This window comes from Nitrospira sp. (assembly GCA_016715825.1).
Classification (GTDB): Bacteria; Nitrospirota; Nitrospiria; order Nitrospirales; family Nitrospiraceae; genus Nitrospira_D.
Map to the genome: position 1 here is coordinate 18,547 of JADJXO010000001.1, position 24,493 is coordinate 43,039.

The 24,493-nt window shown below is 55.5% G+C and carries 18 protein-coding genes; 9 read left to right on the plus strand and 9 right to left on the minus strand.

Annotated features, from left to right (window positions below):
* Positions 1 to 346 precede the first annotated feature (346 nt).
* The 5 genes from IPM58_00080 to IPM58_00100 form a co-directional block, all read right to left on the minus strand.
* Positions 347 to 592: a hypothetical protein gene (locus tag IPM58_00080; GenBank protein ID MBK9305511.1), complete on the minus strand. Its 246-nt coding sequence runs from the start codon at positions 590 to 592 to the stop codon at positions 347 to 349.
* 195 nt (positions 593 to 787) lie between these two features.
* Positions 788 to 982: a MoaD/ThiS family protein gene (locus IPM58_00085; GenBank protein ID MBK9305512.1), complete on the minus strand. Its 195-nt coding sequence runs from the start codon at positions 980 to 982 to the stop codon at positions 788 to 790.
* Positions 983 to 1,065: 83 nt separating this feature from the next.
* On the minus strand, positions 1,066 to 2,451 hold the full coding sequence (locus tag IPM58_00090; GenBank protein ID MBK9305513.1) for an HD domain-containing protein: 1,386 nt from the start codon (positions 2,449 to 2,451) through the stop codon (positions 1,066 to 1,068).
* Positions 2,452 to 3,456 carry a galactose-1-phosphate uridylyltransferase gene (gene galT, locus IPM58_00095; GenBank protein ID MBK9305514.1) on the minus strand — a complete coding sequence of 335 codons (1,005 nt, stop codon included), beginning with the start codon at positions 3,454 to 3,456 and terminating at the stop codon, positions 2,452 to 2,454. It abuts the gene before it with no gap.
* Between the two features lie 122 nt (positions 3,457 to 3,578).
* Positions 3,579 to 5,780 carry a glycoside hydrolase gene (locus IPM58_00100; protein MBK9305515.1) on the minus strand — a complete coding sequence of 734 codons (2,202 nt, stop codon included), beginning with the start codon at positions 5,778 to 5,780 and terminating at the stop codon, positions 3,579 to 3,581.
* 109 nt (positions 5,781 to 5,889) lie between these two features.
* Here IPM58_00100 and vanZ point away from each other — a divergent pair, with 109 nt between their 5' ends.
* From vanZ to IPM58_00115, 3 genes are all read left to right on the plus strand, one after another.
* A complete protein-coding gene (gene vanZ / locus IPM58_00105) occupies positions 5,890 to 6,288 on the plus strand; it encodes a VanZ family protein (GenBank protein MBK9305516.1) in 399 nt (132 codons plus the stop codon).
* Positions 6,289 to 6,512: 224 nt separating this feature from the next.
* Entirely contained in the window at positions 6,513 to 7,616 is a 1,104-nt protein-coding gene (locus IPM58_00110; GenBank protein ID MBK9305517.1) for a phosphotransferase, read from the plus strand.
* A 101-nt stretch (positions 7,617 to 7,717) separates the two neighbouring features.
* The gene (locus IPM58_00115) at positions 7,718 to 8,476 is read left to right on the plus strand and encodes an NDP-sugar synthase (protein ID MBK9305518.1); all 759 of its coding nucleotides are present in this window, start codon (positions 7,718 to 7,720) and stop codon (positions 8,474 to 8,476) included.
* 21 nt (positions 8,477 to 8,497) lie between these two features.
* Here IPM58_00115 and IPM58_00120 read toward each other — a convergent pair whose 3' ends face one another.
* The 3 genes from IPM58_00120 to IPM58_00130 form a co-directional block, all read right to left on the minus strand.
* Positions 8,498 to 9,862, minus strand: coding sequence for a sigma-54-dependent Fis family transcriptional regulator (locus IPM58_00120; protein ID MBK9305519.1), 1,365 nt, complete (start codon positions 9,860 to 9,862; stop codon positions 8,498 to 8,500).
* Positions 9,863 to 9,900: 38 nt separating this feature from the next.
* Entirely contained in the window at positions 9,901 to 11,223 is a 1,323-nt protein-coding gene (locus tag IPM58_00125) for a DUF1015 domain-containing protein (GenBank protein ID MBK9305520.1), read from the minus strand.
* Positions 11,224 to 11,348: 125 nt separating this feature from the next.
* Positions 11,349 to 12,353 carry a polyprenyl synthetase family protein gene (locus tag IPM58_00130; protein ID MBK9305521.1) on the minus strand — a complete coding sequence of 335 codons (1,005 nt, stop codon included), beginning with the start codon at positions 12,351 to 12,353 and terminating at the stop codon, positions 11,349 to 11,351.
* A 221-nt stretch (positions 12,354 to 12,574) separates the two neighbouring features.
* Here IPM58_00130 and gltB point away from each other — a divergent pair, with 221 nt between their 5' ends.
* From gltB to IPM58_00150, 4 genes are all read left to right on the plus strand, one after another.
* The gene (gene gltB, locus IPM58_00135) at positions 12,575 to 17,092 is read left to right on the plus strand and encodes a glutamate synthase large subunit (GenBank protein ID MBK9305522.1); all 4,518 of its coding nucleotides are present in this window, start codon (positions 12,575 to 12,577) and stop codon (positions 17,090 to 17,092) included.
* Complete coding sequence (locus IPM58_00140; protein ID MBK9305523.1) at positions 17,092 to 18,537, plus strand: glutamate synthase subunit beta; 1,446 nt, start codon at positions 17,092 to 17,094, stop codon at positions 18,535 to 18,537. The genes gltB and IPM58_00140 overlap by 1 nt, the downstream gene beginning before the upstream one ends.
* A gap of 497 nt (positions 18,538 to 19,034) precedes the next feature.
* A complete protein-coding gene (locus tag IPM58_00145) occupies positions 19,035 to 21,227 on the plus strand; it encodes a DUF2235 domain-containing protein (GenBank protein MBK9305524.1) in 2,193 nt (730 codons plus the stop codon).
* Between the two features lie 250 nt (positions 21,228 to 21,477).
* A complete protein-coding gene (locus IPM58_00150) occupies positions 21,478 to 21,696 on the plus strand; it encodes a hypothetical protein (GenBank protein MBK9305525.1) in 219 nt (72 codons plus the stop codon).
* Between the two features lie 719 nt (positions 21,697 to 22,415).
* Here IPM58_00150 and IPM58_00155 read toward each other — a convergent pair.
* Positions 22,416 to 22,781, minus strand: a complete 366-nt coding sequence (locus tag IPM58_00155) for a PilZ domain-containing protein (protein ID MBK9305526.1) — start codon at positions 22,779 to 22,781, stop codon at positions 22,416 to 22,418.
* Positions 22,782 to 22,927: 146 nt separating this feature from the next.
* Between IPM58_00155 and IPM58_00160 the strand changes: the two genes are divergently transcribed.
* Positions 22,928 to 23,365 carry a DUF5069 domain-containing protein gene (locus IPM58_00160; GenBank protein MBK9305527.1) on the plus strand — a complete coding sequence of 146 codons (438 nt, stop codon included), beginning with the start codon at positions 22,928 to 22,930 and terminating at the stop codon, positions 23,363 to 23,365.
* Positions 23,366 to 23,376: 11 nt separating this feature from the next.
* A complete protein-coding gene (locus IPM58_00165) occupies positions 23,377 to 24,492 on the plus strand; it encodes a hypothetical protein (protein ID MBK9305528.1) in 1,116 nt (371 codons plus the stop codon).
* Position 24,493 lies beyond the last annotated feature (1 nt).

The following is a 24,493-nucleotide window of genomic DNA, read 5'->3' on the forward strand; positions in this document are numbered from 1 at the left end:
CCGAAGGCTTTCTAGAAGATGCGCTTGCGGACTTCGTTCGAGTAGGCACGCTCATCCCCGCCCCACTGTAAGCTGAATCAACGTATGGCAAACACAGAGTGAGAGTTGTGAGCAAGGTATTCGAGCGGCGTAGGCTGACTCCTACGGCAGGGTGCGTAATTGTGCACGCTGCGTATGTATCTGAACTCGGTCTCTCCAGCCTTGGGGGGGGGGTGCTGTATAGAGGAGAGCTCAATGGGGAAGGATCAAAAACTTGGGGGCTTTCATCACGAGAATGAAAGCCCCCAAGTTGACTCGATTGCTCAATCAGGCAAGGATTCAACAATCCGTACTTGGACACAACGCTTTAGTGGCCGCCCTTGTGCTCGTCCTTCTTGTCGTCACCAAATGTATCGGCATGGCCACCCTTCTTTTCCTCTTTCTTGTCGTCGCTATACGTGGCATGCCCGCCCTTCTTCTCTTCTTTCTTGTCATCGCTATAGAGGACATGGCCGCCCTTCTTCTCTTCCTTCTTATCATTGCTAGCGAAGGCCGGGGCGTTAAAAGTCATTGCGACTGCCACTGCCATAGCTGCCATCAACACACGTTTCATAAGGAAACCCCCTGTGAAAAATTAAAAATAGGTGCCACCCATTTGGCACTAGCTTGGCACATGATGCAAGGGTAGTGCCATTGATACTCGAATTGCAAGGTGAAAAAAGAAGATGCAGGCTTTAGCGGATTCCCAAGACCGTGTGTGGGTGCCGGAGCGGCCCTCGTATCATGCCATGGCAGACTAGGGGGGAGGTCATCCACCTGAGATCACCGGTCTGATTTCGATCTGATCCTGATCCGACAGCATCTCGTCTTCTGTGGCCAATTCGTCTCCCCGAATGACTAAGTGTGCTTCAGCGACGAGATTCAGGTCTCGGAGCAATTCCTTCACTCTCTTCGGTCCTTTGACTTCGATCGTGCGTGCGGGATGATTCAGTTGTACGTGCATGGGAGGATGATAAGCGACCGGACGAACGAAGGGCAAGGGGAGATCGTACTCGGAGGAACGCACAATGTGAGAAAAGAAGCCGGTTAGCAGGGCGCGGCAAGCTTGTGCTTTGCGAAACTGAGGCCTTCCTCTAGCGTCCCAAATTCTCCATCCAGTTGAGCCTCGTAGCACTCATCAAGCAGTCGGCCCATTTCAGGACCAGGCTGAACTCCTAATTCCAACAAGTGCCGCCCCATCAGAATGGGGACCGGGGCCTGATGCGCAACGTCCAGCTGCTTCGCTCGGTTCAGTAACCACTCGCCGGCTGGGAATCCATCAAAGACCTTTGGCGGCCGGCCTGCATGATCGGCCCTCGCTACGCGCACTAAACGGTCAAGCCGTTTCACTTGTCTGGCGAGCCGACGGACGGCGCTGTCAGAGGCTTGTGCATCATAGAGTGTGCGGGGACGGAGATGGCACAAGACCAAGGGCAGCACCCCGTCTATGATGTCCTGCTGGTTGGTGAGCCGTTCGAGAAAGCATCGCGTCGGGTCCTCGCCCGCCGATTCATGCCCGCGCGAGGTAATATGCTCGTAATCCTGTCTGGTTGTTGCTGGTTTGCCGAAGTCATGGGAGAGGATCGCCAATCCGACGATCAGATCGTCCTCCTCGTTGCCGGATCGCTCACCGGCAAACCAATCCAGACAGTGGAGTGTGTGGATCCAGACATCCCCTTCAGGGTGCCATAGCGGATCTTGTGGACAGTCCTGAAGTGCCGCAAGCTCCGGATAGAACCGCAGCCACCCGCAGTCGCGCAAGAAGTGCAACCCCCTAGACGGTTTGCAGCCCTGAAGAAGAAGTTTTTTCCACTCCTCCCACAGACGTTCACGGGGCTGACTGTTCTGTGAGAGGGTTCGGCACAGCTCCACGGTCTCCGGCGCAGCGGTGAATTCAAAGCGGGCGCACAACTGCATCCCACGCAGGACACGCAGCGGATCTTCGGTAAACTGTGGCGACACGTGCCGCAAGATACGTGCGTGGAGGTCATCACGCCCATTGAAGGGGTCACGAAGCTCTCTCGTGTCCGGGTCCCACGCCATGGCATTGATGGTGAAGTCCCGTCGGGCCAGGGCATCGTCGATCGAGATGTCAGGATCCGCCTGTCGCACCAGAGTAGGGATCGAGGTCGTGCTGCTGGGAAGGATGCGGGAGGGAATGGAAATGTCGATGGGCAGACCTTGCAGTTTGAAGACCGCGAACGCCTTGCCGACGAATTGGACGGAGAACTGTTCGGACAACAGCGCGTGGAGTTGCCCTGGTGGAAGACCCGCGACTTCGAGGTCCAAATCGCGCGGCTGTCGCCCGAGTACCAAATCGCGGATACAGCCGCCGACCAGCCAGGTTCGTCCGCCATTGCGACGAACCAGTCGCTCAATCTTGCGGAGCGTCGCGGATAGCGTGGGATCTTCAAGGCGAAAACGGACCGGCATCTAGGGCTCCGCTTCCCTCAGGAACCTCGCGGCCTCTTCCGGGGAGACCGGATTGATGTAAAAACCGGTACCCCACTCGAAGCCCGCCACTTGAGTCAGTTTGGGGATGATCTCTAGGTGCCAGTGATAGTAGTCGCCGGTTTTTTCGTGAAGCGGCGAGCTATGGAGGATGAAGTTGTAAGCCGGATGGGCCAAAACTTTATCCATACGACGGAGCGACTCTGACAGGATGGGAGCGAGCAATTCAAATTGAGCTTTTTGGCTATCTTCAAAGTATGCGGCGTGGCGTTTGGGCAGAATCCACATTTCAAACGGGAAGCGTGGGGCGAAGGGCGTCACGCACAGGTACTCTGGATTTTCAGCGACGATCCGATCACCGTCTGAGAGATCTTGCCGAAGAATGTCGCAATAGATGCAGCGTTCCTTCTGCTGAAAGTGAGTGCGGCATCCGTCGAGTTCATCCTGTACGCTGGTCGGGACGATCGGCAAGGCGATGAGTTGGGAGTGGCTATGTTCCAACGTAGCCCCCGCCAGCGCGCCATGATTCTTGAACACCAGGATGTAGCGGAGCCGGACGTCCTTTCTCAGGTCGAGCATGCGGTCGCGATAGGCCCACAGGAGGTCTTCAATCTGCTTGGCCGGTAGGTCGGCCAGACTTTCGACATGGTTGGGGGTTTCAATGATGACTTCGTGCGCTCCCACGCCGTTCATCCGGTCGTACAACCCGATTCCTTCACGGCCCATGTCGCCTTCGACTTGAAGCGCGGGGAACTTATTGGGAATGACACGGACACGCCAATTCGGCGAGTTGGGCTCGCCCGCTTGAGGACGATAGGCCATGATTTCTTTCGGCGTGAGCCGCTCCTGTCCCGGACAAAATGGACAGAGGGTTGTGGCCGTAGGTTTAACCGGCTGGCATTTGACAAAATCGTGTGGGCGTCCATTCCGTTCGGTGGAAATGATCACCCAGCGGCCGACGATCGGATCACGTCTTAAATCTGGCATTGATTCCTCCGTAAAACGTAAAAAAGTAAAAGGTGAACCGTAAAAAGTTTGGCTTCTTGGACATGGGAAAATGACGATTGATTTCTACACGTCACTTTTCACGTTTTACCTTTCATCTTCCATCATACTCTCCACAGTTCGGCCTCAAAGTTCGGTCCAGGCACGGTTAGGACCGCGGGTTTGGGGCCAGGATAGCGGGCTATTTCCAGGTTATGCTTGCGGACGACAATCGAGAGCTGCATGGTCTGAGCAGGTTGAAGCTGAATGTCCTGCCAAGGAATCGCTAGCTCGATGATCGAGCGAGCGCTGATCGTTACATACCGTCCGATCTCTTGCCACGTGCTCGCCGCGATCTGTTGAGACAGAATGAATTCCTCAGCTTCTGGCAAGGGCAGGGGAAAGCTGAGGTGAAAGGGGGCTTGTGGGCCGTGAAGGGCTATCACAACGTCGAGGTCAGTTCGCTTCATAACTGTTTCATCGGGGTCGAGCCTGATCACGAACTCATCCTGACTCCAGCCGAACCGGATGGCCGAAAAGATTCGATCGGCCTTCCACATGGCCCCCAACGGAGGCTGCGTCGTGATGCTGCCGGCGCCGTGCCACTCGAAAAAATCGGTCACCAGACCATCGAGTGTAGGGGTGATCCAACGGACCGGTTGTTGGACCAGGTTGGATTCAGTGCCGATCCCCATCATACAGATCGGTTGGTTCAGCTGATCGGGAGGGTGCTGGCCCATCAGGGTCCACACATTGCGGAGATGTGTTCTGAAAAGCCGGTCGAACTCCGGTTTGAAGTCGGTGTCGAAATCGTCTCCGTACCACCAGAACCAATCACTGCCTTCAGCGGCGTACAGTTCCTGCCATGCGGCTTGGACGCGATCGGGAGGAAGTTGGGGGGCTCTCTCCATGAGCGTGGAACGGGTGTGGCCTAGCAGATCCCATCCTCGATTGTCTTCATGGTGCCCGATCCAGATTTTGTAGTCAGCATTGATCCACGAGCCGGAGTGGAGACAAGGAAGGTGCTGAGTCGGGGGAGTCGAGGCGATGGCTTCGGATATCGTGGAGGTTTGAGTGGTGCTCTGCCCAGCTTGGTCCATATCATGATTGGTGAAGGCTTGGTACAGGAGTGACAGAAACCGTTCGCCTCCGTCGTGATAATGTTCCCACGGGTTTTCGCCATCCAAAATGATCGGGACGATGACTCGATCGAGCGGCGTTTCCTGCGCGATGTGGTGTAGTCGTCGGAGGATATCTTCAGCTGCGGATTCTGCGGTCGTCTTATGGTAGATAAATCCAAAGGCATCGGAGATGTCACGGTCACGAAAGAGGATGGTCAGCGATTGTTCAGCCGGTCCAACCTGATAGGGTTGATACAGCGCGGACTGCCGATGCCATGGTTGTTGGCACATCGCCAGAGAGCGAGCGAGGATACCTTCATCGGTCGCCAGCCAGCGAAGGCCGGTTTGGAAGACAAGAGGAAGCAATTCCGGGCAGACGGATCCCTCTGAAGGCCAGAGGCCTTGGGGAGGACGACCGAATGTCGATCGATGGAACTCCACCGCCTGCCGAAGTTGGGCTTCCGCATCCTCGCGCGCTCGAAAGCGAGCCGGCAGGGGAAGGTCCGGCCTCGCGCGCCGGTTGATATCCGTATCGATCACGAGTGGAAGGATGGGGTGAAAAAACGGCGTCGTGGTCAGCTCGATCTGCCCACGCTCCATGAGGTTCCGGTAGAGAGGAACAATCTCTTGCACGGCGAGCCGTTGAATCGATAACACCTCATGTTTGTCCTCTTCGGTGAAGCCTCGATTTTTCTGGCGTAATGTGGCCAATCGGAGATATCGTCGAATGGTGCCGTATCCGAACCAGGCCAGGTTGTGCCAGACTTGCAGGTCCAACAGCTCCTGCGTGGAAAACTGACAGGCGATGCGACGAAGATCATGCTCATGGAGATCCAAGCCTCGTTTCACCAGCAGCTCTTGGTATCGTGGGTAAGGTTGGACCATCGTCGCCCAATTGGCGGAAAAGAAGTGACGGACCAGAAACGCTTTTTCTTCCACCGTCAGGTTTGTCGCTGGTCGTTGGGCATGTTCGAGAAAAAGGTCGCGAACCTTGCCGTTGCCGATTTCTTCCAACTGTAAGAGGAGTGACGGAGTAAAATTGAACGTTGCATGAACCGTTGGATGCTGTTCCAGGATATAGGCCATATCGTAATAGGATTTGGTCGCATGCAGGCGCACCCAAGGCATACTGGCTGAGCCAGCCAGCGGGTCGGTGTAGTACGGCTGGTGCATATGCCAGAAAAAACACACGTGGATCTGTTTCATCGGCAGGGCGCTCCCTTCACCGGGGAAGTATGTCATAGGGGGCGTGAGCGGGCAATCAGCGGGCCGGTTTGAGTCCTGTCGTCATACAAACGATTTTAGAGGAACTGCAATGCTGTCGTTGCTTCGATACTGGGGACCGGTGTGTGCCTATGCCGGATTGATCTTTTATCTGTCTGCTCAGTCTCACCCCGAGGATAATCTGCCCGATTTCGTGTTCGATCTAAGCGACAAGGTCGTGCATGCCATTGAGTATGCGGTGCTTGGTCTGTTGTGTTATCGGGCCCTTCGTGGCGGATCCAGCGATTCGTGGCGGCAACAGGCGATTCCTATGGCCATTCTGTTGGCGTCGGTCTATGGGGCCAGTGACGAAGTTCACCAAGCATTTGTTCCGTTTCGAGAGTCGAGTTGGCTCGATTGGGTCGCCGATACGGTCGGCGCTGCAATCGGTGTTCTTGCCATGCACCGAACGGTCAATTTCAGGCCGGCTGACTCGATTCCAGAACCATAGCAGTCTGCTGAAAAAATTGGTTTGTGCGCTTCGAAGGGCTCAGCACGAACGGAAATCATCAGTACGCTGAATAACCACTCCGTTCGTCCTGAGGTTCTCGAAACCTGTGGTGAGTTCATCGAACCGGATGAACGGAGGGTTTTTCAGCAGAATGCTGGCCATACCTCGACCGAATGCGGTGTCTTCGTGACAAGTTCTCGGGTGCTCGGTATAATCCCTCAGCTATGGCGACCGTAAATCCCGCATCCTCCACATCTTCATTGCCTCCTCCTGATCACGCACTCGTCGCTCAGACGATGAAGGCCCATCTTTCTCCCAACTTGGAGTTGAAGGAGCTGAGTGCGTTGCCCGGAGATGCGTCCAATCGGCGGTACTACCGCGCCAGCATGACGGGAGGTTCACCACATTCTGTCATCGTGATGCAACTGGCGGAGCCGGAGGCGTTCAAGCAGTCTGAAGAGGCGGTCAGCGGAGCGGTGCATCAGATTTCCGAGCTGCCGTTCACCAATATCATGGCCCATCTTGCCAAGGCGAACGTCCCTGTTCCGACACTGTATCATTATGATCGGTCCGCTGGATTGCTGTATCTCGAGGATTTTGGAGATGTGACGTTAGCAGAAGCCGTCAGCCGTGCCGATGCCCCGAACGTAGAGTCTCGCTATAAACAAGCCATCAATGTGTTGGTACACATACAATTCGACGCAACCACTCCGGAAGACCGTGGGTGTCTCGCGTTTCATCGGAGTTTCGACGTCCCGTTGCTCATGTGGGAGTTCGACCATTTCCTGGAGTACGGGGTTGAGGCCCGGCATGGCAAGCCATTACCCGAAGGGGATGCGACGACCATTCGAAGCGAGTTCGAGCGCATTGCCCAGGTGTTGGCGTCCCAACCTCGTGTCTTCACCCATCGCGATTATCACTCGCGTAACTTGATGGTCGATGGACTGCGGCTTGGCGTGATTGATTTTCAAGATGCCTTGATGGGTCCGGCGACCTACGATTTGGCCTCACTTCTGCGGGATGCCTACATTCAGCTCGATGAAACTCTCATCGATGAGTTGGTGGCCTACTACCTTGATCAACTGGAGGCGCGCCGTTGTGTCTGGGCCAACCGTGCGGTGTTTCGCCGCCTGTTCGATCTGACAAGCATTCAGCGAAATCTGAAGGCGGCCGGCCGGTTCGTCTATATTGACCGAGTCAAAGGCAACCCGAAATTTTTGTCCGATATTCCCCGTGTCTTGGGCTATGTGAAACGAAATCTTAAAAAATATCCAGAGCTGGAGACGCTTCGGAAACACATCACTCCATACGTACCGGAATTGCAGTAAGCCATGCCATGTGAAATGTTCAGCGTGAGGCGAGGACTCAGTATGGGCCCGCCCTCTATCCTCTCCAACGGCTCACCGCTCACCGCTCACGTGTTACGCATATGAAAGCCATGATTCTCGCGGCAGGTCTTGGGACCCGCCTCAGACCCTTAACCAACACCATTCCAAAGCCGCTCTTACCGGTGGGAGGAACCCCACTCATTGTCTGGAACGTCTTACTGCTTAAACGACATGGGTTTCGTGAGATTGTCGTGAATCTTCATCACCTCGGTCCGATGATCGAGCAGGTTCTAGGTGATGGTTCAAAATTTGGCGTTCGAATGATGTACTCACAAGAACCGGTCATCTTGGGTACAGGGGGAGGGATCAAGCAAGCCGAGCCGTATTTTTCTGGCGAACCGGTGCTGATCTTGAACGGGGATACGCTCGTCGAGATAGACCTTGGGGCTGTCTGGGAGTTCCATCAAACACGCCAAGCGGCGGCAACCTTGGTGCTGCGAGAGGATACCGATGCTGTACGATGGGGTCTCGTTGAGGTGGGAGCCGGCGATCAGATTGTGCGTATCACGGGGAAAGGGCGTTCGTCGTTGTCTCCGGTCATTCCCAGGATGTTCGCCGGGATTCACATCCTACATCCGCGTCTTCTTCAGAGGGTTCCGAAGGGGAGCGCTTCTTCAATCATCGATCCTTACCTAGCAGCCATTGAAGGAGGCGAACGAATCCTCGGGTACGACTTTCATGGCTATTGGTCTGATATCGGAACCGCCGAGCGGTATGCGCAGGCGGAGAAAGATGCACGAGCCGGACTGATTCGCCTCGTTGATCGCCAGCCCTCAGAGCCGTCTACGCCACAAACCTGAACCTGCGGCTCTCTTGACCTGTTAGTCCTTCAGTTGCTTGAGTAGGCGAGCGAGATAGGTGCGTTGGAGTTTGAGCGATTCTGCGGCCTTCGTTTGATTCCCCTCGGCTCGTTCCATTGCCCGAGTGATGATGTAACGGCTATGTTTCTCCATCGACTCGTGGTAGGACAAGTCCAGATACGGCAGCACGGCATCTGCTGGTTGGCGGAGACTGGCGTCGTCCGCCATCAGTGCCAACATATCGGGCTCGATCGTATCCTTCGGGTTCAAGACGACGGCCCGTGCGATCACATTGTCCAGCTCTCGAATATTCCCAGGCCATGGGTAACGGGCCAGGGTGTCGAGTGCATCCTGGCTGAGAGCCATGCCGGGCCGCTTGGCGTCACGCGTGTGGCGATCGAGGAAGAACTGCGCCAGGGCCGGCACGTCGCCCTGTCGTTCACGAAGCGGCGGGAGCGTCAGGGTGACGACATTCAGCCGAAAGTAAAGATCTTCCCGGAACTGTCCTGCCTTCACAGCCTGTCTCAGGTCCTTGTTGGTGGCGGCGATGATACGAATATTGACGGAAACCGTCTTCGTTCCTCCGACACGCTGGAATTCCCGGTCTTGTAGAACCCTGAGCAGTTTGGCCTGCAGCGGCAGCGACATATCGCCGATCTCATCGAGGAATACGGTTCCACCGTCGGCCATCTCCAACTTTCCTTTTTGTTGGCGATCCGCTCCGGTAAAGGCGCCGCGTTCATGCCCGAACAACTCGTTCTCGAGCAACGTCTCCGTCAACGCCACGCAATTGATGACGATGAGCGGCATGGCGGAGCGGTGGCTCCATTGATGGATCGATCGGGCGAAGAGTTCTTTGCCGGTTCCGCTTTCACCGAGGAGCAAGACGCTGGCATCCGACTTGGCAGTTCGTTGAGCCGCCTCCACGACAGACTGTACGGATGCACTGTTTCCCACAATGGATGCATAACGGCCGTCGACCTCGGAACGCAGATAGGCCACTTGTCGTCGAAGGGAATCCCGCTCCAAGGCTTTGCGAATGACGATCAGGAGATGTTCATGATCGAGGGGTTTAGTCAGGAAGTCGTACGCGCCTTCCTTCATCGCATCCACTGCCGCTTCAATGGACCCATGTGCGGTCATCACGATGACGGGAAGGTGTTCCGATGGCTTCATCTGGGAGAGGCGCCTGAGCACGTCGAGACCCGACAATCTGGGCAGCGTGAGATCGAGGAGGACCAACTGTGGAGACTCATGGGTAATTTGGTCCAGGGCCTGCGGTCCTTCCGATGCCACGACCGTATCATACCCGGACGCGTGGAGCCGGTCTTCAAGCATCATGACGATATCGGGATCGTCATCGACGATCAGAATCTTCGCGTGCATTCGCCTAATCCTCGGTTGATGGTCAGGGGCATCGACACTCAACCGTTCATGACATTGAGGACAAGACCCGTTAATGGTTTTGGGTAGAAATAGGTTGATTTGTGCGGCATACGCTCGCCCGCAGCCGCCACCGCTTGGACTTCGCTGACCTTCGTGGCATTGAGCAAAAATGCTCCGGTTCCGGTCCCTCGAGCGACCCAGTCGAGTGCGTCATGGTCGTCTTTAGTATAGAGGATGGCTTCTTGTTCCTCTTGTGTTGGGCAGAGCTTCGTCACGATCAGCTGCTGCAACAGGGAGACGTCGAGCCTGGTTCGAGGCGAGGCTTTGATCGAGGGACGATAGACCGGCTTCAGCGTAAGCAGGATGTATCGGTCATCGCCCTGTCGAGTGAGTCCGAATACCGGCACCTGTTGACCTTCCGTCTTCAGGGCGGTCAAGAATTGCTGACGGACCTGAGCTTGAGTGGAGGGGGAGAAGGGAAATTCTCGGAAGTCGAATGCCTCTCCGAGCCGTGTCGCGATCTGATCGGAGGGAGGCAGTGGGGTGGTCGCCACGCGATGCGTTGGCAACACCGTCAATCCTGGGTCTTCAAGAGGAGTGAGCAGCATCATGACCGAGTCATAGGGCTGGAGCCCGGTGAGAGCGCCGAGCTGTTGCCGACGGAGCGTTTGATAGTTCAGTGCTGTTTCGTAGCGATGGTGACCGTCTGCGATGAACAGTGGTTTGCTGTGCATGAGGTCGGAGATCTGTTTGAGAATAGTCTCATCGGTCACCACCCAGAGGCATTCGCGACAGTCTGCATCATCTTGAAAGTCATACTGCGCGGGTTTCCCTTTTGTCGCTGTTTCGAGCAGTCGGATGATGGCGCCGCCGGGATCGGAATAGAGAGACCAGATTGGACTGAAGTTCGCGCGACAGGCTTCAATGAGGTTCAACCGGTCGGTTTTCGCCGCGGCACGGGTGTTCTCATGCGGATAGATATGTCCGGAGTCCAAGGCTTCAAGCTTCGCCAAGGCGAGGAACCCTCGGAGCACTTTGCTCGGTGCACCAGGTGCCGAGTACGGCGGACGGTACTCAATTGTGTGATAGTAGACGGCAGCTTGCGGATCTCGGGTGAGGACCCCCTCTTTGATCCAGGATTGGAGTGCAGCGGCGGCGCGGCTATATCGGTTGTCGGCCGGGCTGTCACCGGTCTGGTCCATCCCCAACTCCATACGGATGATATTGTGAGGGTGGCGATCATGCAGCCGTTGTTGCCCTTCTGCATCGATGATGTCGTACGGCGGAGCCACGACATCCTTGATCGAGCCGACAAGGGCCTGATCGTACCGCATACCCTGGAACGGAAAAATCTGTGACATGAACAACCTCTTGGCTGTGTCGTGACTGCGACGACGGGTTGATGGTTACAGGAGAGGACGGGGTCCTTTCGCTCTACGCCACGCCGTTTCTACGGCCGACGTTCTAACGGTTGGTGGGAATATACTTACCGATCGCGGGTAATCATGTAATCAGCGGCCACCGACATTGCGCGCCGTGGCGTACTATCGTCGAATTGATCGAGCTCATGCTTAGCGGCTGCGATGTAGGCCTTGGCTCGATCCATCGCATAGGTGATCGACCCGAATTCCCCCATGAGGAACAAAATCCGTTCCAAGTCGGCGGTGCTGAGCGTTCGAGTTTCCATTCGATCTTTGATCATCTGACAGTCCTGCGCCGAGCAATGTTGCAGCAGATGGAGGAGCGGCAAGGTGGCTTTGCCTTGCCGGAGGTCTTGTCCGATTGTTTTTCCAAGCGATTCGCCGTTCGCGATGTAATCCAGCGTGTCGTCGGCAACCTGGAACGCAATCCCCAGGTATTGGCCAAATCGGAAGAGGGCTTGCTGCTGGGTCTCAGTTGCGTCGGCGAGAATGGCGCCCATCTGACAGGCTGCGGCGATCAATCCGGCGGTCTTGTGCTCGACGATCTTAATGTAATCAACTTCCGGCATCGCAGGATTGCCGTTGTAGTAGAGCTGGAGGACTTCGCCTTCGGCCATTTTGTTACAGGCTTCGGAGATCACTTCATTGATTCCTTGGCTCTGAAACTCGACGACATTGCACATGGCCTTGGTATAGAGAAAATCGCCAACCAAGATACTGATCTGGTTTCCCCACACCTTCCGAGCAGTTCTTCTCCCCCTCCGCAGATCGGCCTCATCCACGACGTCGTCGTGGAGCAAGGTGGCCGTGTGGATGTACTCTACAATGCTGCCGAGTTGATAGTGTTCGTTACCTGGATAGCCGCAGAGGCGAGCGGACAAGAGTAGAAGCAACGGCCTGATACGCTTCCCCCCACCACTGAGGATGTGGGCAGCCACTGTATTGACCAGGGTGACACTGGAGTCGAGGTTCTTTCGCACCCGGTCTTCCAGTCCGTCCAGCTCAGCACGGTAGGCGTCCCACACGTCGGACATGCTCTGTGGCGTGGCGATGACTGGACCTTGCGTCATGCCGCGGATGGTATGGCAGCCGGGGAAATAAAGTCAAGCAAATGAAAGGGGTATAGACGCATTGTCACCTTGACAGAGGAATGAGCCTTCCAGTAAGTTCCGATCGTGGGAAGCGGCTGAGGTCCAGCCTGCGGACATGGGGTTAATCTACCCCAGGATTCTTGCTCGCGCTCAACTCCATCCGATAGGGAAAATCTCAATATTCTCATGAGACTAGGTACATGAATACTCCAGGTTTCCCCAGGCAACAAGGGCTCTATGACCCTCGGCATGAAAAAGACTCGTGCGGGATCGGATTTGTGGTCAATATCAAGGGGAAGAAGTCCCATGACATTGTCCGTCAAGGACTGCAAGTATTGGAGAATCTAACCCACCGTGGGGCCCAGGGTGCCGACCCCTGTACCGGAGATGGAGCCGGGATTCTCTTGCAAGTGCCGCACACTTTTTTTAAACGGGTCGCAGGAGATGCCGGGGTGTCTTTGCCGGAGGTCAGTGAGTATGGGGTGGGGCAGTTATTCCTACCACCGAATGCAGAGTCTCGGCGGCTCTGCGAAAAGGTATTTGCCGAGATCATCGGTGAGGAAGGCCTCCGGTTGCTTGGGTGGCGTGACGTGCCGGTCAAGAGCGACAGTATCGGGGTGCAAGCGCGAAAGACCGAGCCGTTTATGCGGCAGGTTTTTATCGCACGTGATGCGCTCAATGAGGCTCAGTTCGAACGAAAACTCTATGTGACCAGAAAGCGGGTGGAAAAGGCCGTCCTCGAATCGGCGATTCAGGGGCGAGAGCACTTTTACGTCTCCAGTTTATCGGCCCACACGATCGTCTACAAGGGTTTGCTCCTACCGCATCAAATGGCCGCGTATTATCAGGATCTGACCGATGAACGGATGGTGAGCGCCCTGGCGCTGGTACATTCTCGCTTCAGCACCAATACCTTTCCGACCTGGCCGTTGGCCCATCCGTATCGGTACGTCTGTCACAACGGGGAAATCAATACGCTGAAAGGCAACGTCAACTGGATGAAGGCCCGGCAAGGCCGCCTCCATTCCGATCTGTTCGGCAAGGATATGGAGAAACTGTTCCCGATCGTGACTGAGGATCAAAGCGATTCGGCATGTCTGGACAATACTCTCGAATTCCTTCTGCTTGGGGGCCGGTCGTTGCCCCACGCCATGATGATGTTGATTCCCGAGCCATGGGTGGCGAACTCACAGATGGATTTGGATCGCCGAGGCTTTTACCAATATCACGCGGCGATGATGGAACCATGGGACGGGCCGGCTGCGGTCTGTTTTACTGACGGCAAGATGATCGGAGCGACGTTGGATCGGAACGGACTCCGTCCCTGCCGCTATCAGGTGATGACGGATGACACGGTTGTGCTGTCGTCGGAAGCCGGCGTGTTACCGGTTCCGGCCAAGGAAATCCGTATGAAGGGACGGCTCATGCCCGGGCGGATGTTCCTCGTCGATACTGTCCAAGGCCGGATCATCGATGATGAAGAAATCAAGACTGATATGGCGAAGCGGAAACCCTACCGCAGTTGGGTGACCCAATACGGCGTGTCCCTTGATGAACTGCCTGAGCCTTTGAATGTCCCGCAGCCGGACCATCCGACGATCAGGCAGCGGCAACAGGCTTTCGGCTACACTGTCGAAGAGTTGAAGATGGTCATCACCCCCATGATCGTCAATGGTGAGGAACCGACGTCTTCCATGGGCACCGACACCCCCTTGGCGGTGTTGTCTGATCGACCGCAGCTCTTGTTTAAGTACTTCAAGCAGCTGTTTGCGCAGGTCACCAATCCGCCGATCGATCCGATTCGCGAACAGCTTGTGATGTCGCTGGTTACGAATATCGGGCCGAAGCCCAATCTGATGGATGAGTCGCCGGAATCGTGCCGCCGGATCAAGGTACAACAACCGATTTTGACGAACGCCGATCTGCAAAAGATCCGCGGGATTTCCGATCCGCATTTCAAGAGCAAGACGTTGCGCATGTTGTTCCGCGTGGCCGAAGGGGCCGACGGCTTGGGAGCCGCGGTCGATGAGTTGTGCCGAGAGGCGTCACTGGCAATCAAGGAAGGGTACGAATTTTTAATTCTGAGTGATCGCGGAGTCGATGGGGACTGGGCCCCGATTCCGAGCCTCCTCGGCATCTCCGCGGTGCACCACCATCTCGTGCGGGAATGCACGAGGACGGAAGTCGGATTAATCCTTGAAACCGGGGAGCCGCGAGATGTGCACCAATTCGCCTGCTTAATCGGCTACGGAGTCGGGACGATTAATCCGTATCTCGTGTTCGAAACGCTCGTCGACATGGAGCGTGACGGGTATCTTCCCGAGGGACTCGATGCGCAGACGGCGGAGGCGAAGTTTATCAAGGCCATCAACAAGGGCCTGCTCAAGATCTTCTCAAAGATGGGTATCTCGACCGTGCAATCCTATTGTGGCGCGCAAATTTTCGAAGCCATCGGATTGAGTCACGAGCTCATTGCTCGATACTTTACCGGGACCGCGTCACGGGTCGAAGGGGTCGGCATTCGGGAGATCGGCGAGGAAACCTTGCGTCGACATCGCATGGCCTATGAGCCGGCTGCGATCCGGCAATTGGAGTTCGGTGGGGAGGTCCATTACCGTATTCAGGGCGAACATCACAACTGGAATCCCGACACGATCTACAAGCTGCAACATGCCAGTCGAGCCAACGACGCCAAGACCTATGCGGAGTTTGCGCAACTGGTCAATGATGAAAGTCAGCGACGCTCGAACCTGCGTGGATTGCTCGAGTTCAAGTTCCCCTCACAGCCGATTCCCATCGAAGCAGTCGAGCCAGCTCAGGACATCGTCAAGAGGTTCAATACGGGTGCGATGTCGTTTGGATCCATCAGCAAAGAAGCGCATGAGACACTGGCGATTGCCATGAATCGGGTTGGGGGTAAGAGCAACACCGGAGAAGGTGGAGAAGACCCCGAGCGCTTCACGCCCATGCCGAACGGCGACTCAAAGAACAGCTATATCAAGCAGGTGGCCTCAGCTAGGTTCGGCGTAACGGCGCACTACCTCGTCAATGCCCGCGAGTTACAGATCAAGATGGCGCAGGGTGCGAAACCAGGCGAGGGTGGACAGTTGCCGGGCCATAAGGTCGATGAACAGATCGCGCGGTTCCGATATTCCACGCCGGGTGTGCAACTGATTTCGCCTCCGCCGCACCATGATATCTATTCCATCGAAGATCTGGCGCAATTGATTTTCGATCTAAAGAACTCGAATCCGGAGGCCGGTGTCTCGGTCAAGCTCGTGGCGGAAGTCGGTGTCGGGACGGTCGCGGCCGGCGTCGCCAAAGCGCACGCGGACAAGGTCCTGATCAGTGGGGATTCCGGTGGCACCGGAGCCTCCCCGTTGTCGTCGATCAAGTATGCCGGTATTCCGTGGGAATTGGGGCTGGCGGAAACGCATCAGACTTTGGTGTTGAACGATCTGCGCGGCCGTATTCGTGTTGAAACGGACGGGCAGATGAAGACGGGCCGCGATGTGGTGATCGCCACGTTACTCGGTGCGGAAGAGTATGGGTTTGCGACGGCGCCGCTCATCGTCGAGGGCTGTATCATGATGCGGAAGTGCCACCTCAATACCTGCCCGGTCGGCATTGCGACGCAAGATCCAGAACTGCGAAAGAAATTCAACGGCAAACCGGAACACATCGTCAACTATCTCTTTTTTGTCGCCGAGGAAGCCCGGCAACTCATGGCGAAGCTCGGGTTCAAGACGATCAATGAGATGGTCGGTCGTGTCGATAGGCTGAAGATTACGAAGGCAGTCGACCACTGGAAGGCCAAGGGATTGGATCTCTCACCGTTACTGGCTATGCCCGATGTCGCGCCAAACGTACCACGGTATTGCGTACAAAAGCAGGACCATGGCCTCGACCACATCCTTGATAATGAACTGGTGAAATTGTGTCGTCCAGCGGTCGAGACGGGTGAGAAGGTGACGATCGAGTTGCCGATTCGCAACGTGAATCGGACGACGGGTACGGTCCTGTCGAGCAGCATAGCGAAGAAATATGGCCTCGAAGGGCTTCCAGAAGATACGATCTCGATCAAGTTTAACGGGTCCGCCGGGCAATCGTTCGGTGCGTTCCTGGCGCGAGGCATCACGCTGACGTTGGAAGGGGAGTCGAACGACTATATCGGCAAGGGGCTTTCCGGCGGAAAGATCATCGTGTACCCGCCGAAGGATGCGCTCTATGACCCAGCAGAAACCATTTTGATCGGCAATACGTCGCTCTATGGTGCAACGCAGGGTGAAGCCTACTTCTATGGCCGGGCGGGGGAGCGCTTTGCCGTTCGGAACAGCGGAGCACAGACCGTGGTGGAAGGGACAGGTGATCATGGCTGTGAATACATGACAGGCGGCGTGGTCGTGGTGCTCGGCAGGACAGGCCGGAACTTTGCGGCAGGCATGTCCGGCGGCGTGGCGTTCGTGCTCGACGAGCAGGGCAAATTCAAAGGTCGCTGTAACACCGGCATGGTAGAGTTGGAGACGGTCGTCACATCGGAAGATAAACAGCTTCTCCATGATCTGATCACGAAACATTTCATGTATACCGGCAGCCGGAAGGCCAAGCAGGTGCTCGACACCTTTGATGGCACCGTGCCGAAATTTGTGAAGGTGATGCCGGTCGACTACAAGCGCGTGATGGAAGAACGGAAGCGTAAAGCAAGTGCGGTACATTAATGGGTGATCCAAAAGGTTTCATGAAATATGCCCGTGAGGGCCCGAAGCGGAAGCCGATCGAGTTGCGTGTGCTCGATTGGAAGGAGATGTACGAGCCGATCTCGGAGGAGAAGCTCAAGGTCCAAGGCGCGCGTTGCATGGATTGCGGTGTGCCGTTTTGCCAAGGCAGCACTGGCTGCCCCGTCGTCAATCTCATCCCTGAATGGAACGATCTTGTTTACCGTGGTCGCTGGAAAGATGCCCTCAAAGCGCTGCACACGACGAATAACTTTCCGGAATTCACGGGCCGGCTCTGCCCGGCCCCCTGCGAAGGGGCCTGTGTGCTCGGGATCAATGAAGATCCGGTTTCCATCCGCATCATCGAATGGAATATTGTCGATCGAGGATTCAACGACGGAATGATCGCCCCGATCCTGCCTGTCGTCAAGACTGGGAAGACGGTTGCGATCATCGGTTCCGGTCCGGCAGGGCTGGCTGCGGCACAGCAATTGGCTCGTGCCGGCCATGACGTGACGCTCTTCGAAAAATCCGATCGGATCGGTGGCCTCCTCCGCTACGGCATCCCCGACTTCAAAATGGAGAAGTGGGTCATCGACCGTCGTTTAGAACAGATGAAGGCCGAAGGGGTGAAGTTCCAAACTGGTGTGACGGTCGGCACTGATATCACCGGCGAGCAGCTGCGCAAGCAGTTCGACGCGGTAGGGCTCACGATGGGAGCCGAACAGGCGCGCGAGCTACCGATTCCTGGCCGTGAGCTCAAGGGTGTGCACCTCGCCATGGAATATCTCACCCAGCAGAACAAGCGGACAGCCGGTATTCCGGTTACCGACGAACCGATCACAGCAAAGGGGAAGCGGGTGGTCATCATCGGCGGCGGGGATACCGGGTCCGATTGTCTCGGCACTGCCCATCGTCAGGGTTGCGTCGAAGCACATCAATTTGAATTGTTGCCCGAACCGCCCCCGCAGCGGGCTGGCTCCACCCCCTGGCCGCTCTGGCCGATGCAGCTGCGCACTTCCCACGCTCATGAGGAAGGGTGTGATCGGCAATGGAGCGTGTCGACGACGAAGTTCTCCGGTCATAACGGCCATGTCACAAAACTACATGGCCACCGGGTCAAGTTTGAAAACGGCAAGTTTGAACCGATGCCCGGTACCGAGTTCGAGATGAATGCCGATCTCGTGTTGCTTGCCATGGGGTTTACCGGTCCGGTCAAGAACGGTCTGCTCGATGACCTGGGCGTAAAATATGACGCACGCGGTGCTGTGACGGTCGACCAGCACTTCATGACCAACCTTGAAGGCGTCTTTGCCGGCGGCGATACCAAACGCGGCGCGTCGCTCATCGTCTGGGCCATCGCCGAAGGGCGAAAAATGGCGGCAGGGATCAATCAGTATCTGCAAGCGAACCGGTCCGCAAAAAGGCCATCTCCTGAGCCTGGTTGAGCTGTTAGCAAGGCTTTCCAACTTTGTGGATGTTAAGTGGTTGCCCGAGCAGAGGGTTCGAAGAGCGCGACTTTTTGAAGGGACGGGTAGGTCGGTCGGCCACGTAGGCAATCCGTTAGCGAACGTAGAGAGTTTTCTCTCGCTTGGGCAGCACAGCCTTGCCCTGTCTGCATGCCTCAATAGTGATCTGCTAGCTGGGTGGGGCCATCCTGTTTCCAGTTTTATCAGTTCATCAAGTCACTCCCGCCTATCCTAATACAGCGTACGCCTGTGCGCGCCTGTCATAAAAAGATACAGCGACGAATCGCTTTCGATTCAGAAACGGTAGTCTCTCCCGTACCCGACAGTCTGTTTAGATCCGGGTCACCTAATCGCCTCATCCAATAACAATTCAAAGGGTTGTGAATGATTCAACACGGAGAGGTGCCATCCCTGTTTCACCAGGTACGTATATTGCCTATTAATAGATAGGGAAGGGAATCGGAACGGAGGATCTCATGTCGAAGAACATCGTGCTGTTATCCGATGGTACCGGGAATAGTGCAGCAAAGGTTGTGAAGACGAATGTGTGGAGGTTGTATCAGGCGTTGGATGTTTCTGCGACGAATCAAGAGAATCCCAACGCGCCTGTCCAGATCGCGTTCTATGACGATGGCGTGGGTACCTCCTCTTTCATGCCTCTCGCGGTACTCGGTGGCGCGTTTGGATGGGGGCTCAAACGCAACGTACTGGATCTCTACTGTTTTCTCTGTCGAAACTACGAACCAGATGATCGTATTTATTGCTTTGGGTTCAGTCGAGGAGCATTCACGGCTCGCGTGTTAGTCGGGATGGTCACTTCTCAAGGGCTGGTCCCTGTCACCGGCCTGTCAGAAGATGAACTACGGCGCCACGCTACCCGACGCTATCGCGAGTTCCGCAGGGAGTTCGCTCAGGGGGATGTGGTTGTGAACGTTTTTCGGCGGGTTCGCGATGTGGTCTTATCCATTCAGAACGATGGCGAAGGGCGTTATAAATCTGACAAGGTAATTCCACCGATCAACTTTGTCGGGCTGTGGGATACTGTGGCCGCCTATGGGTTGCCAATCGACGAGCTCACGAGGGCATGGGATAAGATCTTTCCCCTTTCCGCGCCAGATCGGAACTTGAGTAAGCATGTGAATCAGGCCTGTCACGCACTTGCCCTCGACGACGAGCGGCATTCATTTCATCCAGTACTCTGGAACGAGGCGGACCAAACTAATCCGCCGCGCATCAAGCAAGTATGGTTCTCAGGTATGCATGCGAACGTTGGGGGAGGCTATCCGGACGATGCGTTGGCCCACGTGTCACTCGACTGGATGATGACGGAGGCCGAAGATGCTAAGTTGGTGTTTCTTGAAAATGACCGAGAGAAGGTACGGATATCGTCGGACTTGAATGGGAAGCTCTATGACTCGCGCTCGGGGATGGGAGGAGTGTATCGTTATCAGCCGCGAGATCTTGTTGCTCTCTGCAATGACAGACCTCATGAGAACAATCAGGTAATCGTCGAACTTCCAAAGATTCATCACAGCGTCATGAAACGCATCCAATTGAATATGGATGGGTATGCCCCCATCGGCCTTCCCACTCGTTATGTGGTCGTTGGACCTGGTGGGAATGTGGTCGATCAGAAAATCGGAGATCCGACGGGGAAGATTTTTATTGAAACCGAAGAGGCGGCTACAGCTCGGCGCAATCGTGAAGAAGGTGTCTGGGACCTCGTCTGGCGAAAGCGCGCTGTGTACTTTCTCTCCGTACTGGTCGCACTGTCCCTTCTGGTCTTCCCGGTATGGCATCATGACTCAACTGCTTGTGAGGGAAAATCTTGTTGGGCCGCACCGTTCGTCAACGCCCTTGAACTGGTGGCTCCTGGTGCATTGTTTCCCTGGATTAGTGCCTTTAAAACTCATCCAGCTGCACTTGGTGCGCATATGGCGCTTCTTGTGCTCTTGATTATGAGAGGAGGTCAATTAGGGGCAAAAATTAAGGGGCAAATGCGCAGGATTTGGGATGAACAGAAGGTGGAGGGGGAGCCAGGCATTGTACGCTCGCTCAGAACCAGCAGATTGTATAAGGGTGTCATGGGAACTATGCGCACTTGGGTCATGCCATGGGTTGCCAGTCTGGCTGTCATCTGGTTGCTGTTCGCTGGCCTATCGCAGGGGGTATTTTCAATCTTGAACTCTGGTGGTGTGATCTGCTCCGTCACATCGTCTCGCTCCGTTCAACGGTTTGTGACACGTGATATTTGTTGGAACAGTCATAAAACAGCACAGCAGGGGACTCGTTATCGCGTAACGATTTCAATGGGGGAAGGAGGATGGACAGATAGGGGTGTGCCCGCTGGGCTGGGGGGGGTGCATTCGTCCGATGTGACGTTGCCCATGCATCTCTTCACGCTGTTTAAAAGAGACATCCACGAGCCGTGGTTCCGCCCCATCCTTCGTATTGGCGATGAAGGTGCGGACGACTATCCGCTCGTTGGGGACTTGAAAGATGGTGGTCGTGTGCTCGTAGCAGAAATAACGGCGCGTCGGTCCGGGCCCGTCTATCTATTTGTGAATGATGCTGTGCTTCCAGGTCCATCAAGCTGGCAAAAGTTGTATGACAATAATGAGGGTTATGGGACGTTCGAGTTCGAGAGGCTTGGACATACCTCGTACTGAGTGGGGATTCTGTTGCATCGTTTCATCAATGGTAACAGTATCCTTTTGAGCGACGACATGGAACGCAGTGCGGCATTCACACCGTAGGCCATTGCTGAACGGCGAAAAATGGCAGCGCGGATGGATAAGTATCTGCAGGCTGTGAAGTCGAGAAAGTAGCTCGGGCTCAGTCGCTGTTGCGGCAGTCCACAGGTTTTAGCAGACATCAAGGAACTAGAGGCAATCCGCAGGCAAAAGGGAGATAGTTGACATGGCGGACAAATGTGAGGGTGCGTCAAATAAAGAACAAACAAAACATTGGGACGCCAGCGATCAGAGTCTCCTTTCGGCTACATTGCTGGCGACGCCTACGCAGCGGATAGCCTGGTTGGAAGAAGCGCTGCAGCTGGACTATGCAACCGGTGTCTTGAAGGCGAGAGAGTTCCTTAGCGAGGAAGAGTGGGAGGCGATGGACTCCTCACGTGGATGAGCGTCTGGGTTATCGTCGAAGGGGTAAAATGGTGGCAGGGATCGATAGTATCTGATAGGGGAAAGTCAAAGCGAGATCTGGTTAGCTGGTCATGTATGTACTCCGAACAAGCTAAAGGTGCCGACGAAATTAAAGTTTTTCTTCGTTTCCTGCAAGCTGTTGATCTGCCTATCGCGGCGAGCAGCATTGAGAAACGCGACCCGCCAGAGCCCGATATTCGATGCGTTCATGCCACGGACGGGGCAGTCGCATTCGAACTTGTTGAGATCTGCGACCCGAATCTTGCAAAGGCAATAAGCGCGCGATCGGAGGCGTACATCCGTACCTCAGATCCATCGGCTCGAATTATTTCGAAGAAACTTCGCTGCAAATATACGACGAATCTCCCCATTGAACTGCTTTGCTATACAAATGGGCGTGTCATTACGCCAGATAATGTGATCATTCCCACTGTGGCACCTTACCTCCAATCGTGGAGGCACGTCTTTAGGCGTGCATGGCTGTTAGGCAGGAAGGGAGCATATGGGCTTTGGTCCGGCTAACTTGGCGTTCGAGCGAACTCTCAAGTGTGATGATCAGCCCGCGCTCACGCACAGCTCATTGATGAATCGCGGTGCGCAAAAATGAGAGAAATGGCGTTGGGAGTCTTTTCTAGCTCAGAAAGCGGGAGGCCAGCGTTGGTTGTTGGTTGATTGCTCAGCTCGGTCCAAAGAATAGATTTACGCAGCGACTAGGTCGAGCGCGAGTTCAGTTTGAATAGGTTGGCTGGACGTAACAGGTGCTTCGCGACCTTCGATCAGATCACTGACTCGTTCTCGGACTCCCTCGGCGTAGCGAAGGAACTCGATGCCGAACTGATTGTCTTTGTGCCAGCGCACGACTGAGACTTCTACGGCGAGATGGGATTCTGTTTGGGGTACCTCGAAATGGAGGGCGAGATAGCTTCCGGGAGTCAGGGCCGCATTGCTTTGTATTCGGCAGCCCGTGGTAGAGAGATCGAAGAGGGTGCCTTCTCCGGCGCCGTTGTCCGTCTGGACGCTGGCGGAATACCGCACATACTTTCTTGGGCTGTTCCGTAGCCTCATAGGTGCCTCCGTGCTACTGCCTGTATCGGCGGGGAGGGAAAAAACTTAAAGGGGGGGAGGGAATTTCTCTTCCGGTGATTCTCGCTAGACGCGCCCGGCTCTATTTTTGTATTGTTCGAAACACTTGTATAGAGGAGGACTAACCGATGACTCGGCAAAATTTTCCCCGCAGCCCCAAGGTTCTTCTCGGTGGGATTGCTCACCTCGGACGGTTTATCGACAAAATTCAGCTTCGTCATGCTGGACAAATTCAGGACTACAACTACATCACGATGGGGTTCGATAAGTATCTCGTGGATTTTCTTGGTATTGATGGAAAGGCCTTCGAGCAGCGGGTCTTAGCCGGTGGAATGGATGAGGACCTACTTGCGTGGGTGAAGGAGAATGGCCACAAGGTTTCAGATGAAGAAATCGATCAATGGAGCAAGAATCTCCTGGCATCCGGTCCGAAAGATGAGGCAGCTCGCCAGCGGTTTCAAGGCCGGCTTCAAGAAGTTGCCTCCAAGCGTGGCGTACCGGTATCGAGTCTTCCCTCCGTGTCTACCTGGGTGGATGTCATCGAGCTTGACGAAGAGCGCCTGTAGTAGCATGAGCCATGAGGAGAGTTGGCATTATCTGCATTTCTCTTGCGATGATCCTTGGCTTGCCGCTGCTCGGCGTGCTGCTCGCTGGTAAACCGATCGGGCGCTATCTAGAATTTCCTCCCCGCACCAGTTACGTGGAACATGAACCTTTCTCCAGGCCAGTATTCCTCGTTCTGGGACTCTTGATCGTTCTACTCCTTGCGCCCATCCTCTTTCGGATTCTAGTTTCAAGTCTGCAGAAACGCTTCACGTCTGACGTTCCACGTTTCACGCTCCCCTGGTGGGGGTGGCTTGGAATCGGATGGACAGGACTCTGGTGGGTGGCAGCCTGGACTCGCGCCTCCTGGCTCGCTGCGGTTCAGGAACATACGTTCACGCCGCTGTGGATCGGCTACATCGTGACTGTCAACGCCTGCACGGTTGCCCGCACCGGTCGGTGTATGATGATCCATCGACTTCGCTATTTTCTCTCGTTGTTCCCTCTGAGCGCCGCCTTCTGGTGGCTGTTCGAGTATCTGAATCGCTTCGTGCAGAACTGGCACTACGTCGGCGTCGGCGAGCTGTCGTCACTCGAGTATTTCCTTCGAGCCACGATTCCGTTTTCTACGGTGATCCCAGCCGTCATCGGCACGGCGGAGTTACTGACTTCGTATCCTGCCGTTAGTGCGGGTCTGGAGAGGTTCACACCAATTCACTTTGTGGCCAGGAACTGGCTAAGCTGGTCCTTGCTGATACTGTCCGGTCTCGGCCTCCTCGGCATCGGACCCTGGCCCAACTATCTCTTTCCGCTCGTTTGGGTTGGACCCCTGTTGCTGATCGTCTCGTTGGAATCACTGGCTGGACAACCGACAATGCTTTCCCCGCTTGCGCAGGGTGATTGGCGGGGTGTGTGGGTTCCGGCACTGGCTGCGCTGATCTGTGGGTTATTTTGGGAGCTATGGAACTGGAAGAGTCTCGCTCATTGGGAATACGCTGTTCCTTTCGTGCATCGATTCCAACTGTTCGAGATGCCCGTGCTCGGCTACGCGGGCTATCTGCCGTTTGGGCTTGAATGTATGACGGTCGCTCACCTCTGTTTAAGTCGTCAGTTTTCCGGTGGCATGGAGTATCATAGCCCACGACCGTAAC

Coding starts and splice junctions, on each gene's coding strand:
- IPM58_00110 (MBK9305517.1), top strand. CDS start 6,513: ATGGCGACCGTAAATCCCGCATCCTCCACATCTTCATTGCCTCCTCCT.
- IPM58_00155 (MBK9305526.1), bottom strand. CDS start 22,781: ATGAGGCTACGGAACAGCCCAAGAAAGTATGTGCGGTATTCCGCCAGC.
- IPM58_00100 (MBK9305515.1), bottom strand. CDS start 5,780: ATGAAACAGATCCACGTGTGTTTTTTCTGGCATATGCACCAGCCGTAC.
- galT (MBK9305514.1), bottom strand. CDS start 3,456: ATGCCAGATTTAAGACGTGATCCGATCGTCGGCCGCTGGGTGATCATT.
- IPM58_00130 (MBK9305521.1), bottom strand. CDS start 12,353: ATGACGCAAGGTCCAGTCATCGCCACGCCACAGAGCATGTCCGACGTG.
- IPM58_00150 (MBK9305525.1), top strand. CDS start 21,478: ATGGCGGACAAATGTGAGGGTGCGTCAAATAAAGAACAAACAAAACAT.
- IPM58_00115 (MBK9305518.1), top strand. CDS start 7,718: ATGAAAGCCATGATTCTCGCGGCAGGTCTTGGGACCCGCCTCAGACCC.
- IPM58_00140 (MBK9305523.1), top strand. CDS start 17,092: ATGGGTGATCCAAAAGGTTTCATGAAATATGCCCGTGAGGGCCCGAAG.
- vanZ (MBK9305516.1), top strand. CDS start 5,890: ATGCTGTCGTTGCTTCGATACTGGGGACCGGTGTGTGCCTATGCCGGA.
- IPM58_00160 (MBK9305527.1), top strand. CDS start 22,928: ATGACTCGGCAAAATTTTCCCCGCAGCCCCAAGGTTCTTCTCGGTGGG.
- IPM58_00165 (MBK9305528.1), top strand. CDS start 23,377: ATGAGGAGAGTTGGCATTATCTGCATTTCTCTTGCGATGATCCTTGGC.
- gltB (MBK9305522.1), top strand. CDS start 12,575: ATGAATACTCCAGGTTTCCCCAGGCAACAAGGGCTCTATGACCCTCGG.
- IPM58_00090 (MBK9305513.1), bottom strand. CDS start 2,451: ATGCCGGTCCGTTTTCGCCTTGAAGATCCCACGCTATCCGCGACGCTC.
- IPM58_00120 (MBK9305519.1), bottom strand. CDS start 9,862: ATGCACGCGAAGATTCTGATCGTCGATGACGATCCCGATATCGTCATG.
- IPM58_00125 (MBK9305520.1), bottom strand. CDS start 11,223: ATGTCACAGATTTTTCCGTTCCAGGGTATGCGGTACGATCAGGCCCTT.
- IPM58_00145 (MBK9305524.1), top strand. CDS start 19,035: ATGTCGAAGAACATCGTGCTGTTATCCGATGGTACCGGGAATAGTGCA.
- IPM58_00085 (MBK9305512.1), bottom strand. CDS start 982: ATGCACGTACAACTGAATCATCCCGCACGCACGATCGAAGTCAAAGGA.
- IPM58_00080 (MBK9305511.1), bottom strand. CDS start 592: ATGAAACGTGTGTTGATGGCAGCTATGGCAGTGGCAGTCGCAATGACT.